General features: G+C 71.0%; 9 protein-coding genes. 8 read left to right on the forward strand and 1 reads right to left on the reverse strand.

Annotated features, from left to right (window positions below; translation table 11 throughout):
• Positions 1-168: 168 nt before the first annotated feature.
• Entirely contained in the window at positions 169-2,178 is a 2,010-nt protein-coding gene (locus L3078_RS39445; protein ID WP_239759021.1) for a helix-turn-helix domain-containing protein, read from the reverse strand.
• A gap of 153 nt (positions 2,179-2,331) precedes the next feature.
• On the opposite strand from L3078_RS39445, the gene L3078_RS39450 reads away from it, so the two are divergent.
• From L3078_RS39450 to fxsT, 8 genes are all read left to right on the forward strand, one after another.
• Complete coding sequence (locus L3078_RS39450) at positions 2,332-4,104, forward strand: FAD-dependent oxidoreductase (RefSeq protein WP_239759022.1); 1,773 nt, start codon at positions 2,332-2,334, stop codon at positions 4,102-4,104.
• A 163-nt stretch (positions 4,105-4,267) separates the two neighbouring features.
• Positions 4,268-5,191: an intradiol ring-cleavage dioxygenase gene (locus L3078_RS39455; protein WP_239759023.1), complete on the forward strand. Its 924-nt coding sequence runs from the start codon at positions 4,268-4,270 to the stop codon at positions 5,189-5,191.
• A 5-nt stretch (positions 5,192-5,196) separates the two neighbouring features.
• Positions 5,197-6,264, forward strand: a complete 1,068-nt coding sequence (locus tag L3078_RS39460; RefSeq protein ID WP_239760665.1) for a maleylacetate reductase — start codon at positions 5,197-5,199, stop codon at positions 6,262-6,264.
• 84 nt (positions 6,265-6,348) lie between these two features.
• Positions 6,349-7,260: a YceI family protein gene (locus tag L3078_RS39465; RefSeq protein ID WP_239759024.1), complete on the forward strand. Its 912-nt coding sequence runs from the start codon at positions 6,349-6,351 to the stop codon at positions 7,258-7,260.
• Between the two features lie 237 nt (positions 7,261-7,497).
• On the forward strand, positions 7,498-7,680 hold the full coding sequence (fxsA, locus tag L3078_RS39470) for an FxSxx-COOH cyclophane-containing RiPP peptide (RefSeq protein WP_239759025.1): 183 nt from the start codon (positions 7,498-7,500) through the stop codon (positions 7,678-7,680).
• Complete coding sequence (locus tag L3078_RS39475) at positions 7,680-8,930, forward strand: FxsB family cyclophane-forming radical SAM/SPASM peptide maturase (protein ID WP_275593206.1); 1,251 nt, start codon at positions 7,680-7,682, stop codon at positions 8,928-8,930. The genes fxsA and L3078_RS39475 overlap by 1 nt, the downstream gene beginning before the upstream one ends.
• 327 nt (positions 8,931-9,257) lie before the next feature.
• Positions 9,258-10,595 (forward strand): TIR-like protein FxsC, encoded by a 1,338-nt coding sequence (locus tag L3078_RS39480; RefSeq protein ID WP_239759027.1) that lies wholly within the window; start codon positions 9,258-9,260, stop codon positions 10,593-10,595.
• Positions 10,592-14,647, forward strand: a complete 4,056-nt coding sequence (gene fxsT / locus L3078_RS39485; RefSeq protein WP_239759028.1) for an FxSxx-COOH system tetratricopeptide repeat protein — start codon at positions 10,592-10,594, stop codon at positions 14,645-14,647. The genes L3078_RS39480 and fxsT overlap by 4 nt, the downstream gene beginning before the upstream one ends.
• Positions 14,648-14,807: the final 160 nt, after the last annotated feature.

Consider the following 14,807-nt stretch of genomic DNA (forward strand, 5'->3'; position numbering starts at 1 on the left):
CCAACCACCTCCGCCGAGCGGGCCGAACGGGCAACCAGCATTCCCATGGTCGTGCGACCGCCCGTTGATCGCCACACGACGGGACCCACGTGCCCGAGGGCACGCGTCATGCCTGCATGCGTCCCTCCCTGCACGCGTCTTTGCACGCACGCGTCCGTGTGCCCACGCTCAGCTCCGATAACCCCGCAGTTTCCGGTACAGCGTGGCGCGGGCGATGCCCAGGGAGGCCGCCGTGCGGGCCTTGTTGCCGCCGTTGCGGCGCAGGGCCTCCAGGATGGCGGAGCGTTCGGCGTGTTCCATGGGGCTGAGCCGCCGGGCGGCCGGGCCCTCGCGGAGGTGGTCCGGCAGCTCGGCGCGGCGGACGGGGCCCGACGCACGCCGCTGTTCCGTCAACGCCCTTACCACATGGACGAGTTCGGTGACGTTGCCGGGCCACGGATGCCGTTCCAGGGCGCGCAGGGCGTCCAGCGTCCAGGTCAGCGGGGGCTGCCCGGGAGCCGGCTTCGGAGCCAGGGCCGTCAGCAACTCCCTGATGTCCTCAGGGCGTTCACGCAACGCGGGCAGGCTGACCGTGCGGGCGGCCAGGGTGTCCAGGAGCCGCTGGAGGCAGGGGCCCGGGGGCGCTCCGGGGGTGTAGGTGGCCAGCAGGGGGGTGCCCGGATGTGTTTCGAGCAGTGAGTTGAGGGTCGCGGTGTCGGCCTGCGCGAGGCGCTCGGCATGACGGATGAGGAGAGCGTGTCCTTCCTTCAACGCCTCGACGACAGAGCCGAGTTCGCCTTCCGCCGCGTCGACGACCAGCAGCTCGGGGGCGAGTTCGTGGGCGAGGGCGGTCTTGCCGGTGCCGCGTTCGCCGACCAGCAGCAGCGGCTCCGGCGACCTGGCCAGCTCCGTGGCGCGACCGACCGCGTGCCGCCACGGCACCGAGTGCCCGGCCAGCGCCACGACCCCTCGCCCGACCGGCGCGACGGCGTCGGCGCCGAGCGGCTCCAGTACGGCCACCGCGCCGATCACCGCGCCACGGTGCGACACCGGGTCGACCGTCGCGGAACACCGAACCCCGTCCGGAAGCCGGACCCGATACACGCCGGCGTCCGCGCCGGCCCAGACGAGACCTTCGCCCTGCGCGGCCTCCGGCACGTCCGGGTCCGCGCCGCGCCCGACCGGGCCTTCGCCTTGCGCGGTCTCGTGCATGGCTCGTGCATCCGGGTCCGCGCCGGGCCCGACCGGCCCTTCGCCCTGCGCCGTCACCCGCACGTCCGAGTCCGGGCCCGCACCGAGCAGGTCTTCGCCCGCCCCGACCAGGTCTTCGCCAGGCGTCGGTTCCCCCGCCGGGACCGTCACCGCCTGCCCCTCCACGTCCCGCAGCAGCGCGATCACGCCCCGCTCCAACGCCTCCAGCCCCTCCGGTGACAACAGCCGCCCCGCGGCCTCGCTCACCAGCCGGTTGCGGCCGTCGAGGGCGACCACCGCCCGCCCCCGCTCCCGCGCGGCCCGCAGGTACGCGTCCAGCAGGACCCGCTCGGCCGGCCGCGACCGCGCGAGGAGTTCCGCCTCCACGGCACCGGCGGCCGCCTCGGCGAGCGAGGCCCACGGATGCGGCGCGCACTCCGCGCACAACTCGGAGGTGACCGTCACCGTGCCGACCGTCCGCCCGGTCTCCGGCCCGAGCACGGGCACACTGACGGCGGACACGTCCTGCCACAGGTCGAGGAAGTGCTCCGGGCCGTGCACCTCGGCGCGCCGCCGGGTACGCAGCGCCAGCGCCGCGCTGTTGTGGCCGACCACCTGCTCGGAGAGGTCCCCGCGGCACGGATCGCCCGGCACGCGCCCGGCCGCCCACAGCACCCGCAACCGCTCGTCGGTCAGCAGGAGCGCCGTACTCCCGGTACCCACGGCGGGCGCCAGCCGTTCGAGCACCGGCCGCGCGGCCGCCAACAGGTCCGACTCGTCCGGCCGTACGCCACCGCGGTGCTCGCCCTCGGGCCGTACGGGGTCGGGTCGCCGACCCTCGGGCCGTACCCCGTCGTGTCGTACGCCGAAGAACCGGGCCCGCCTCCAGGCGGCGACGATCTCCTCCGGGACCCCGTCCGGCAGTTGGCGTCCTTCGAGGAACGACTGACGGGCCCTGCGCAGCGACGCCAGGGCGGGGGCGACGGGAAGATGCTCAGCGGTGGTCACGACACCACTCACCGTACCCGGCGAGGTTGAACAGGCAACAACCCCCCTGAGCAAACCGCGCGCACTGTCTCATACTGAGACACCCACGCTCCCGCGCCGCCCTCCATGATCGTGAACGGTCGGTGCCCGTCCTCATTCCCTGGAGCGTCTCCCGTGCACACCGTCGCGCCCGAGCCCGATGTCGTGACCGATGTACTGATCGTGGGCAGTGGCCCCGCGGGCGCCTCCGCCGCGCTCGCCCTGAGTACGTACGGCGTCCCCAACATCGTGGTCACCCGCTACGCGAGCCTCGCCGACACGCCCCGGGCGCACATCACCAACCAGCGCACCATGGAGGTACTGCGCGACCTCGGTGTCGAGGACGAGGTCGTCGCGAAGGCCACCCCGCAGCGGCTGATGGGCGACACGACCTTCTGCACCAGCCTCGCGGGGGAGGAGCTGGGCCGGATCCGCTCCTGGGGCAACGACCCGCTCGTCCAGGCCGCGCACGAACTCGCCAGCCCCACCCGCATGTGCGACATGCCGCAGCACCTCATGGAGCCCGTCCTCGTCGACGCGGCCGTGGCGCGCGGCACGAACCTGCGCTTCAGCACCGTCTACAAGTCCTTCGTGCAGGACGACGAGGGCGTCACCGTCACCGTCGAGGACCGGCTGCGCGGCGACGAGTACACCATCCGCGCCAAGTACCTCATCGGCGCCGACGGCGGCCGCTCGCAGGTCGCCGAGGACGCCGGGCTGCCGATGGGCGGTCAGATGGGGGTGGCCGGCAGCATCAACATCGTCTTCGACGCCGACCTGTCGAAGTACACCGCGCACCGCCCGTCCACCCTCTACTGGGTGCTCGCCCCCGGCGCCACGGTCGGCGGTATCGGCGCGGGCCTGGTGCGCTGCGTGCGCCCCTGGAACGAGTGGCTGATCGTCTGGGGCTACGACGTCACCGCGGGCGCGCCCGACCTGACCACCGAGTACGCCGAGTCGATCGTCCGCAGGCTGGTCGGCGACGACGAGATCCCGGTGACCGTCAAGTCGTCGTCGGCCTGGACCGTCAACGAGATGTACGCCGAGACCTACTCGAACGGGCGGGTCTTCTGCGCCGGCGACGCCACCCACCGCCACCCGCCGTCCAACGGCCTCGGCTCCAACACCTCCATCCAGGACGCCTACAACCTGGCCTGGAAGCTCAAACTCGTCCTCGACGGCACCGCGTCCCCCGCGCTGCTCGACACCTACACCGCCGAACGCGCCCCGATCGGCAGGCAGATCGTCACCCGCGCCAACAAGTCCATCGGCGAGACCGCCCCCGTCTTCGAGGCCCTCGACGGGCTCTCCCCGCAGACCCCCGAACAGCTGTGGGCCAACATCGCCGCCCGCAAGGACGACACCGAGGCGGCCGAGAAGCAGCGAGCGAGACTCCGGGAGGCGATCGCGTTCAAGGTGTACGAGTTCAACGCGCACGGCGTCGACCTCAACCAGCGCTACTCCGCGACGAGTTCGGCGGCGGTCGTCCCCGACGGCACGCCGGACCCCGGCTTCGACCGCGACCCCGAGCTGTACCACCAGCCGACGTCCCGCCCCGGCGCCAAACTCCCGCACGCCTGGATCACCGCCGGCACCCGCACCCTCTCCACCCTCGACACCGTCGGCCGGGGCCGCTTCACCCTGCTCACCGGCATCGGAGGCGCCCACTGGCTCCGGGCCGCCGAGTCCCAGGACCTGGAGATCGCCACCGCCGTCATCGGCCCCGGCCAGGAGTACGAGGACCCGTACGGCGACTGGGCACGGCTCCGCGAGACCGCCGACGGGGGAGCGCTCCTCGTACGGCCGGACGGATACGTCGCCTTCCGCCACGCGACGGCGGCCGCGTCCCCGGAGGAGGCCGAGCGACTGCTGACCGACGCGGTCCGGCGGATCCTCGGTCACGCCTGACCGAAGGGGACCGAGACATGACCAGCACCGACGCGAGCGCGGGCGCGAGAACCGGCGCGAGCACGGACGTAAGCACCGGCGCGAGCCGTGACACGGGTACCGGCGCGAGCCAGGCACGCGTACCGGCGCGAACGAGGACGTGAGCAGTGGTATGACCACGGACATGAGCACCGAATTCACCACCCGCATCACCGAGGCGGTCGTCGCCAGCCTCGACGGCACGGCCGATCCACGCCTGCGCGAGCTGCTGGCCGCCCTCACCCGCCACCTCCACGCCTTCGTCCGCGAGACCGAGCCGACGACGGCTGAGTGGGAGCGGGCGATCGCCTTCCTCACGGCCACCGGGCAGGCCTGCACGGACACCCGGCAGGAGTTCGTCCTCCTGTCGGACGTCCTCGGCGTCTCGATGCTCGTCGAGACGATCAACAGCGACGACCGCACGGGCGCGACCGAGTCGGACGACCGCGCGGGCGCGACCGAGTCGACGGTCCTCGGCCCGTTCCACATGACCGAGTCCCCGGTCCGGGAACTCGGCGCCGACATCGACCTGGTCGGCGGCGGCGAACCGTGCGTGATCAGCGGACGCGTGCTGTCCGCGGACGGCACCCCGCTGCCCGGCGCGCTCCTCGACGTCTGGCAGGCGAGCGCCGAGGGCTACTACGACGTCCAGCAGCCCGACGTCCAGCCGGCGGGCAACGGCCGCGGACTCTTCACGGCGGACGACGAGGGCCACTTCTGGTTCCGCACCTGTGTGCCGAGCCCGTACCCCATCCCCACGGACGGCCCGGTCGGCGACCTCCTGCGGGCCACGGCCCGGCACCCCTACCGCCCGGCCCACATCCACTTCATCGTCTCGGCCGAGGGACACACCCCGGTCACCACGCACATCTTCGTCGCCGGCAGCGAGCACCTCGACTCGGACGCGGTCTTCGCGGTGAAGGAGAGCCTCGTCCAGGACTTCACGGAGACCGACGACCCGTCGCTGGCACGGCGCTTCGGCATCCCGAACCCGTTCCGCCACGCCCGCTTCGACCTCGTGCTCAACACCTCGGACGCGCCGGGCGCGCGCGCCCCGGAGGGGGCGTGAGCGCGATGGAGTTCGTGTACGAGGCTCAGCCCGCGCGGGTCGTGATGCGCCCCGGCGCGGCGGTGACGGCAGTGCCGGGGGAGGCCGAACGGCTCGGACTGCGCAGCCTGTTGGTGGTCTGCGGACCGAGGGGCGCCGAGACCGCGCGGGCTGTCGCGGAGGCGCTCGGCACCGCGTGCGCCGGAGTGTTCGCAGGGGCCCGCCAGCACGTCCCGGTGGAGGTGGCCGACGAGGCGGTACGCCTCGCACGGGCCACGGACGCGGACGGTTGCGTCGCGGTCGGCGGTGGCTCCGCGATCGGACTGGGCAAGGCGATCGCGCTGCGCACCGAACTGCCGCTGATCGCCGTGCCGTCCACCTACTCCGGCTCCGAGATGACCCCGGTCTGGGGCCTGACCGAGCACGGCGCCAAGCGCACCGGCCGCGCCCCGACGGTCCTGCCGCGCAGCGTCGTCTACGACCCCGAACTCACCCTCTCCCTCCCGGTGCCCCTCTCCGTGACCAGCGGTGTCAACGCCGTCGCCCACGCCGCCGAGGCCCTCTACGCGCCGGACGCCTCGCCGCTGGTGTCGCTGACGGCGGAGGAGGGCGCCCGCGCCATGGTCGGCGCGCTCCCCGGCGTGGCGGCCGACCCCGGGGACCTGGAGCCGCGCGGCCGCGCGCTCTACGGCGCATGGCTCTGCGGCACCGCGCTCGGCGCGACCACGATGGGCCTGCACCACAAGCTGTGCCACGTCCTCGGGGGCACGTTCGGGCTGCCGCACGCCGAGACCCACACGGTGGTCCTCCCGTACGTCCTCGCGTACAACGCCCCGGCGGCGCCCGAGGCGATGACGGCGCTCGGCCGGGCGCTCACCACCGACAACGCGGCACAGGCCCTCCGGGACCTCTCCGGCAGCCTCGGAGCCCCCCGCTCCCTGGCGGAACTCGGCCTGGCCGAAGCGGACTTGGCGACGGCCGCTGCCCAGGTGACGGCACAGGCGTACGCCAACCCGCGCCCGATCACGACGGCGGACGCCCTGGAGATCCTGAGAGCGGCGCACGCCGGCGACCGGCCTCCGGTGTGGACCTGAACCGACGACGAGAGCCGGCGCGACGAGAACCGACGACGAAAACCGACGACGAGAACCGACGACGAGAACCGAAAGGTGAACACCATGCCCCTCGGACTGCTCCGGCGGCGACGCAGGAATGCCCCCGGAGGCGCCGCGGGCGCCACGTTCCCGGTGCCGGACGGCGCGGGTGTCGTCCTCCGTGAGGTGCTGGACCCCGTGAACCAGCCCATGGGGGCGGCCGATGTGACGGTGACGGAGCTGAGCAGCCACCGCGTCGCGGCACGCGGCGCCACCGACCCGTACGGCTTCTTCACGGCCGCCCTGCCGCCGGGCACGTACAGCATGCTGATCATGGCCGAAGGGCTGGAGCCGCACCGCGAGACGGTCGAGGTCACCGCGGACACCGGTGTCTCCCGGGAACGGGTGTGGCTCCAGTCGGCCCGCGCGCTCGAACTCCCGCCCCCCGGAACCTGGCTCTTCGACCCGCCGCACACCGCGATCCGCTTCATCGCCAGGCACGTCGGCATGGCCCATGTGCACGGCCGTTTCGAACGCTTCGAGGGCGGCCTCGCGATCGCCCAGGACATGACGCGGTCGCGCGTCCATATACGCATCGACGCGTCCAGCATCAACACCGGCAACAACACCCGCGACACACACCTGCGGTCCGCCGACTTCCTCGACGTCGAACGCTTCCCGTACATCGACTTCACCAGCACGCGCTTCGCCTACCGAGGCGGCAGCAAGTGGACCCTCCAGGGCAGCCTCACCATGCACGGCGTCAGCCGCTCCGTCTCCCTCGACACCACCTACCTCGGCACCGTCAACGGCGGCTACGGCGAGGAACTCCGCTGCGCCGCCCTCGCCAAGTCCGAACTCCACCGCGAGGACTACACCCTGAACTGGCGCTCCATGCTCGCCCGAGGCATCGCGGTCGTCGGCCCCACGATCCAACTCGAACTGGACGTCCAGGCGATGTACCGCACCCACGACACACCCACGCCGCCGGAGTAACACACACCCAACCCGCCGGAGCAGCCGGTTCAGGGCGTGAAATCGGCGCGAAATCCACTCAATCCCCGTACGAATCCGGCCGACCATTCATTGTCCTCCGCAGCCGATGTGTGCAGGGGCCAACTGGCTCCAACTGCCTTGTGGACGTGCGAAGAGCACTGACAGAGCATGGACAGGGAATACATCCGAGCGGGGCGGCTTCTCCGCGCCCATGGGCTCTCAGGGAGGCAGCAAGGCATGGACGCGCCTCGGAACAGCCACAACAGCACAGAGCTGGTCGACATCCGCGAAGTGTCGCCGGCTCTGCTGGAGGCGGAGGCCGGCAAGGACACGGCGTTCGGCCAGGCAGTACGGCGTCACCTCCAGGAGCGGGACGGCTCGTCGAGGACGACCGACGTCGTCTTCGAAAGTGCGCTGTGATGACGGCGGATCCGGAACCGGGAGGCTTACCTATAGCTCCCTTCCGGCAGTTCCTGCTGAAAATACACAGTTTATGCAACTTGTCGTGCGACTACTGCTACATGTACTTCGCCGCAGACCAGAGCTGGCGCAGAAGGCCGCCGGTGATGACCCTCGACACCATGCGGCAGGCAGTGGACCGGATCGCCGAGCACGCCCGTGAGCACGAGCTCTCCACCGTGCGTCTCATCCTCCACGGGGGAGAGCCCCTCCTGGTGGGCAAGCGGCACCTGGCCCACCTGCTCGACATCGTCGCCGAGCGCCTCGCACCGGTCGTGGAGGTGCGCTGGTCGATGCAGTCGAACGGCGTTCTCCTCGATCACGCCTTCCTCGCGCTGCTGCGTCGCCACCGGGTCGGCGTGGCGGTCAGCCTGGACGGCACGCGCGCGGGCCACGACAGGCACCGGCGGTTCGCGAACGGGCGTGCCAGCCACGAGCGCGTGGCCGCGGCGCTGCGCCGGCTCGGCGAACCGCGCCACCGGGACCTGTTCGTGGGCCTGTTGTGCACCGTCGATCTCGACAGCGACCCCGTCGAAACGTATGAGGCGCTTCTCGAATTCGCCCCGCCCCGGGTGGACTTCACCCTTCGGCACGGGGACTGGCAGCATCCGCCGCCCGGTCTGGAGCACCGGACGGCCCCTCCGACGCGGCCTCCCGACGTCGTCCCGGACGGGGAGCCGACCCCGTACGCGCGATGGCTCGTCGCCGCGTTCGACCGCTGGTTCGACGCCCCACGAAAGGAGACACGGGTGCGGATGTTCGAGGAGGTCATCTCCGGTGTGCTCGGGGGCGCCGTGCACACCGAGGTGTTCGGACTGGAGCCGGTGGACCTCGTGGTGGTGGAGGCCGACGGGGCGCTGGAGCACTCCGACTCGCTCAAGATCGTCGGGGAGGGGGTTCCCGAGACGGGACTCGACATCTTCCGCCACTCCTTCTCGCAGGTGCTGGCGACGGAGACCATCAGGCGCAGGCAGGCAGGGCTGCGCGGCCTGGGCCCGGTCTGCAGGGACTGCGCCCTGGCCGACGTCTGTGGTGGCGGTCTCTACACCCACCGCCACCACCCCGTCACCGGTTTCGAGACCCCGTCCGTCTACTGCCACGACCTGGCGGCCTTCATCGGTCACGTCCGCTCCCGGGTCGGCACCGCCGTGGCACAACTCGCCGGGGGCGCACCACGCATCGGACCGGAACACCCGTCAGCTCCCTTCTGAGCCGGGGCGCAACTCAGGGCGCACGCGCAACGCGTGCGCGCATTTCGCGTACGGACACACCGAGAACGGGAGTCGGACGCGGAGAACTGGGAAGCATGCTTTCGGGTCCTACCGGAACGGGGCCCGTCGCGCCGGACAGGGGTATCGTCTGCTGTCTCGGCACGACTCAACCAATGGCTATGGCTGAGGGGTACCGGTTGGGGGGTGAGGAGGTGTGGGAGGCGACCGATCCGCGTGCACTTCCGCCGGAGTCGGCCACCTTCCGAGGCGCGAGAATCCATCCACCCCACGACAAGGACCCCGCTGACGCGGCACGTCGGGGGCTCCTTGGAACCGTATTTCTTCCTGAGCTATGCGCGCAGGCGCGGACCCCGGGTCCTCGTCAAGCGGTTTTACGACGATCTGTGCGCGGAATTACGCCAAGAACTGCGGCGATTACACAAGGGCAATACCGTTCCTTTCGACCGTCCATTTTTCGACGTCCAGTCCATTCAAGTGGGGCAGGACTGGAACGCCGCCCTGGGGGAGGCGCTCGGCCGCTGCCGGACCATGCTGGCGCTGTACACGCCCGACTACTTCAGAAGCGACTTCTGCGGTCGCGAATGGAAGGCGTTCGAGGACAGACAGCGCAGGCACAGAACAGTCACCGGTGTGGACGCGAAGGCTCTCATCCCCGTTCTGTGGGAACCGGTGCAGAACATTCCGTCGGGCGCGGCCCACATCCAGTACGACAATTTCGACTTCGGCGAGAACTACGCGCGCTGGGGCCTGCGCCGCATCCTGGTCGCGGACCCGGGAGGCGAGGAGTACCGCCGCATCGTCAACCTCATCGCGCACCAGGTCCTCATCGCCGCGGAGCACTTCCGCATACTGCCGGTCAGTGGCCTGGACCTCACCGCACCGGAGGCCGCCGGCCCGTTCCCGTCCGCCGGCGAACGCGCGGAGCCCGGAAGCCACGCCCTGCTGCTCGTAGCCGCCCGGACCTCGGTGGAAGCGCACAACGGGGCGACGGATCCGGGGTGCCACGGGGACAGTCCGACGGACTGGAACCCCTACCACGCCGACAGTCCGGACCCGCTGGCCGTGAGGGCGAGCCGGCTTCTGGAGGAGCGTGGATTCGCGGTACGGACCGAGATCGTCTCGGACGCCATGGGGGCCAGTCTGGACGAGGCGCGTGGGCAGGGGCAGGTCGCGGTCCTCCTGGTGGAGGCGCTGGCAGCCGCGGACGAACCCTTCGGAAGGGCTCTTCGCGACTACGACCGGAGCAACCACCCCGGCAGCGCGGCGATCGTTCCGTGCGCTCCGGAAGAAGCAGGTGACGGACCGCGCAGCAAGGCGTACTGGGAGGCGGTACGGAGCGCTCTGCCGTTCAACTGGGCGAAAGGAGTGGGGGATCCCCTGCCGCTGCTCCAATCCGGCGTCGGCCCGGACCAGTTCGACGGGGCGCTGCATGCCGTCGTGGTCAAGGTGCAGAACCACCTCGTCTCCTTTCTCGGCACGCTCAGAACCAGTCTCCTGGAGATGTCACAGAGCCTGCCCCCTTCCCTCCCGGTCCTGAGTTCCGCGGCACCGCCGCCCGACCGGCCGAGGCTCGCACCTCCACCGACACCTGCCCGCCCCGTCTTCGAACCGATTCCCATTGAAGAGCAGGAGCAGGACAGATGACCCATGACGACCGCGGCCGCGGCACCATCATCACCTTCTACTCCTTCAAGGGCGGCACGGGGCGCACCATGGCGCTGGTCAACACCGCCTGGATCCTGGCGAGCAACGGTCTGCGGGTGCTCGTCGTGGACTGGGACCTCGAAGCGCCCGGGCTCCACACCTATCTCCAGCCCTTGCTGGCCGACCCCGAACTCACCGAGAGCGCCGGCATCATAGAGATGGTGAGCGCGTTCGCCCTGCGCGAGGCGCAGGTGAGTTCCGGAGTGGAGAACGGGCGGACGGCCGGCCACCAGTCGAACGGCGGCGGACTGTCCGAGCCCCCCGACCACCGCGAGCAGGCCCGGGTCGACCGCTATGTCGTCGGCACGGAACTACGGCTGCCACCGGGCGGGAAGCTGGACCTCCTGCCCGCCGGAGTGCAGGACGCCTCCGGCTACGCGGCCGCCGTCAGCAGCTTCGACTGGAGCACGTTCTTCCTCACCGGCGGTTCCGACTTCCTCAGGGCCCTGCGCGACGACATGGCCGCCCGGTACGACTACGTCCTGATCGACAGCAGGACCGGCCTCAGCGACACCGCGAGCATCTGCACGGTCGTCATGCCGGACATCGTCGTGGACTGCTTCACGCTCAGTCGCCAAGGGATCAACGGCGCGGCCCGCGTGGCGAACGCGATCCGCCGCAACGTGGAGGAGCGACGCAACACCGGCAACTTCCACGACCACCGGGACATCCGTATCGTGCCCGTCCCCATGCGCGTGGAGGACGCGGGCGCCGAGCGTCTGGAGGCGGGCCGTTACCAGGCGCGCAGCCTGTTCGCGCCCTTCCTCGACTGGGTGCCGCCCGAGGAGCAGGACCAGTACTGGAGCAGTGTCGAGATCCCCTACAAGGCCAGCTACGCGTACGAGGAGATTCCCGCGACGGTGGGGGAGCGCCGCCAGGACGGCACCCTGCTCGTCGCCTTCGAACGGCTCACCGCCCGGCTCACCGACCACCGGGTCTCCCGTCTGAGCAACATGCCGGAGGCCTACCGGCTCACGCTGCGCGCCGAGTACGAGCGCACCTCGCCGATGATCCGCAAGGCGTTCTACGTCAGTTACGCCGCGACCGACCGGCTGTGGGCCGACTGGGTCGTCACGGTGCTGCGGGCGGTCGGCTACGAGGCGACGCTCGCCCCGATCGAGTCGGACGACGTGGCGGCGACCTCCACGACTCCGACGGCGCTGGAACGCACACTGGCCGGCGAGGGCCGCATGCTGGTCCTGCTGTCCCCGCGCTATGTCGCGCTCCCGCCCGCGCGGGAGATCTGGCGCCAGACCAGCCGCAGGGACCCGGTCGGGCAGATCGGCATGGTCGTCCCGTTGCGGATCGACGACTCGCCGCCCTCGCCGGAGTTCGCCTCCCCCCTGGCGGTCGGTCTCGCGGGTGTCTCCGCCGAGGAGGCCGTGGCGCGACTGCTGGCCGCCGTCGACCGTGGCGGCTCGGGAGCGGATCCGGGGTCGCACGCGGCCGTCGCGGGTCTGGCCGCCGCGGCGCGGATCCCGGGGACACCGCCTCAGGTCATAGGGGGGCGTCCCCAGCGCAATGTCGTCTTCACCGGTCGCCGGACCACCATCGAACGACTGCGCGACAGTCTGCTCGCCGGCACCACGGCCGTACTCCCGCAGGCGCTGTTCGGACTCGGGGGTGTGGGCAAGACACAGGTCGCGCTCGAGTACTCGTACCGCTTCGAGTCGGACTACGACCTCATCTGGTGGATCAAGGCCGCGGATCGGACCCAGATCCGACAGGACCTGAACGCGCTGGCCGTGCAGCTCGGCATCCCCGTCGCCGGCAAGGACCTGACCGCGGTGTGCAACGAGGTGCTGGAGCGACTGAGGCGCGGCACGCCGTACGCCCGTTGGCTCCTCGTCTACGACAACGCCGAGAAACCGGCCGACCTCGACAATCTGGTTCCGGCCAGTGGGCCGGGCAAGCACATCCTCATCACCTCGCGGGACCCGGCATGGGCGGAGCGCGCCGCACGCATCGAGGTGGACCTCTTCACCCGCTCGGAGAGCGTCGCTCTGCTGCGGCGCTACAACGAGGGGCTGGAGCCCGCGGAAGCCGCCCGGGTGGCCGAGGAACTCGGGGACTTCCCGCTCGCGGTGAGCCTGGCCGCCGCGTCACTGCTGGAGTCGGCCACGCCGGTGGACGCCTATGTGGACATGCTGCGCACCAAGATGTCGGACATTCTCGGGAGCCGTTCCGCTCCCGACTACCCGACGTCGGCGGCGGCGACCTGGTCACTCGAACGGTTGAAGGCTCGAACACCTGCGGCAGCCGTCCTCCTCGAACTGTGCGCGTTCTTCGGGCCGGACCCCATCCCGCGGGAGTTGCTCAGCAGTCGACCCGCGCTCGAATTGCTGGAACGCCACGACCGGAGCCTCTCCGATCCCCTGCTGATGAGTCGTCTTTATGGCGAAATTGTGCGAAATGGACTCGCGCAGGCCGACCAGCGGACGGACACTCTGACCATGCATCGCTTGATCCAACACGTGCTCCGGGACCAGCTCCCCGGCGAGCAGCAGGACACCATGAGGGGGCGGGCCCAGGCCGTACTGGGCCAGGCCAATCCGAAGGACCCGGACGAGTCCGAGAACTGGAAGAGCTACGCCGCGCTGCTCCCCCACCTCTGGCCCACCAAATCCGAGGAGAGCGACAACCTCGAGGTACGCCAGTGGATCTGTGACACCGTCCGCTACCTGTGGCGCAGCGGCGACGCGGACACGGCCAACAAGACGGCCGAGCGGGTGCTGGAGAGCTGGCTGCCACGCTTCGGCGAGGACGACGCCCTCGTACTGCGTCTGCGCACCGAACTCGGAAACGCCCTGCGCGACCAGGGCCGGCTGGCCGAGGCGTACGAGGTGACCCGCGACGTGTACGAGCGGGGCAGCCGGATCCTGGGGGAGGAGCACCCCTACACGCTCGGCGCGGCCATGAGCCTCGGATCTGACCTGCGCAGCGTCGGCCGGTACGCGGACGCGATGGAGAGCGACCGGGAGACGCTGCGGCGCACGCGCCGGGTCTTCGGCGAGAACCACCCCCGTGCGCTCGCGGCGGCCAACAACCTCGCCGTCTCCGAGTTCCTCTCGGGCAACAGGCGGGCGGCCCGCGAGACCAACCGGGACATCCTCACCCAGCGCCGGGAGATCTCAGGACCCGACCAGCGCGCCACCCTCAACTCCGCCACCAACTACGCCCGCGACCTGCGCGCGGCCGGCGCGTTCCGTGAGGCGCTGAAGCTCATCGAGGACACACTGAAGCGCAGCCGGGGCGCGCTCGGCCCGGACCACCTGATCACCTTCCGCGCCTCCCTCGGAGCCGCGATCCTCTACCGCCGACTCGGCCGGTACGAGGACGCGTACAAGCTGACGGACGAGATCTACGAGCGCGCGCTGAAACAGCTGGGCCCCGAGCACCCCGACACCCTGGCCATCGCGACGAACCTCTGCTCGGACCTGTACGACCGAGGTGAGTCCGTGCGGGGGCGGGAGCTCGCCAAGGAAACCTTGGACAGCTATCAGGACAGGTTCGGCCCGGACCATGTCTTCACCCTCGCCTGCGGAGCCAACCTCGCCGTACTGCTCCGGCTGACCGGCGAGCCGGAGGCCGCTCTGGAACTGTCGACCCGGACGGTCGACCGCTTCCGCCGACTCCTCGGGCCGCGCCACCCCTACACCCTGACCTGCCTGCTGAACCATGCCACGGACCTGTCCGAGAGCGGGGACCACGCCGGGGCGGTGGCGGTGGGCCGCGAAGCGCACGAGGGGCTGACCGAGGTGCTCGGACCCGAGCACTACCTCGCCATCGCCGCGGCGTCGAACCTCGCGGCCGAACTCCGCCGCGACGATTCGGAGTCGGCGGAGCGGTCGCAGGAGGAAGCTGGCCGACTTCACGACGAGGCGGAGCGCCGAGCCGTCGACAGCCCGGAACTGGGGGGCGACCACCCCATGACCCGAGCCGTCACGCGCTGGCACCCCATCGACGCGGACATCGAGCCGCCGGTGACCTGACCTCCGCCGAGTGAACACGACACATCGCCCGGGTCCCGCAGACCAGTTGGTCTGCGGGACCCGGTGCACACTGGCCACAGCCTCACATCCGACGGGCCGGGGCGAGGCCCTCTCGCGCACCACCGGCGACTGGATCCACCTTCTGAGCGGTTTATGGTAA

The organism is Streptomyces deccanensis (assembly GCF_022385335.1).
Lineage (GTDB): Bacteria > Actinomycetota > Actinomycetes > Streptomycetales > Streptomycetaceae > Streptomyces > Streptomyces deccanensis.

Excerpts from the sequence above, each read along its gene's own strand:
- fxsA (WP_239759025.1), top strand. The coding sequence starts at position 7,498 with ATGGACGCGCCTCGGAACAGCCACAACAGCACAGAGCTGGTCGACATC.
- L3078_RS39475 (WP_275593206.1), top strand. The coding sequence starts at position 7,680 with ATGACGGCGGATCCGGAACCGGGAGGCTTACCTATAGCTCCCTTCCGG.
- L3078_RS39455 (WP_239759023.1), top strand. The coding sequence starts at position 4,268 with ATGAGCACCGAATTCACCACCCGCATCACCGAGGCGGTCGTCGCCAGC.
- L3078_RS39460 (WP_239760665.1), top strand. The coding sequence starts at position 5,197 with ATGGAGTTCGTGTACGAGGCTCAGCCCGCGCGGGTCGTGATGCGCCCC.
- fxsT (WP_239759028.1), top strand. The coding sequence starts at position 10,592 with ATGACCCATGACGACCGCGGCCGCGGCACCATCATCACCTTCTACTCC.
- L3078_RS39465 (WP_239759024.1), top strand. The coding sequence starts at position 6,349 with ATGCCCCTCGGACTGCTCCGGCGGCGACGCAGGAATGCCCCCGGAGGC.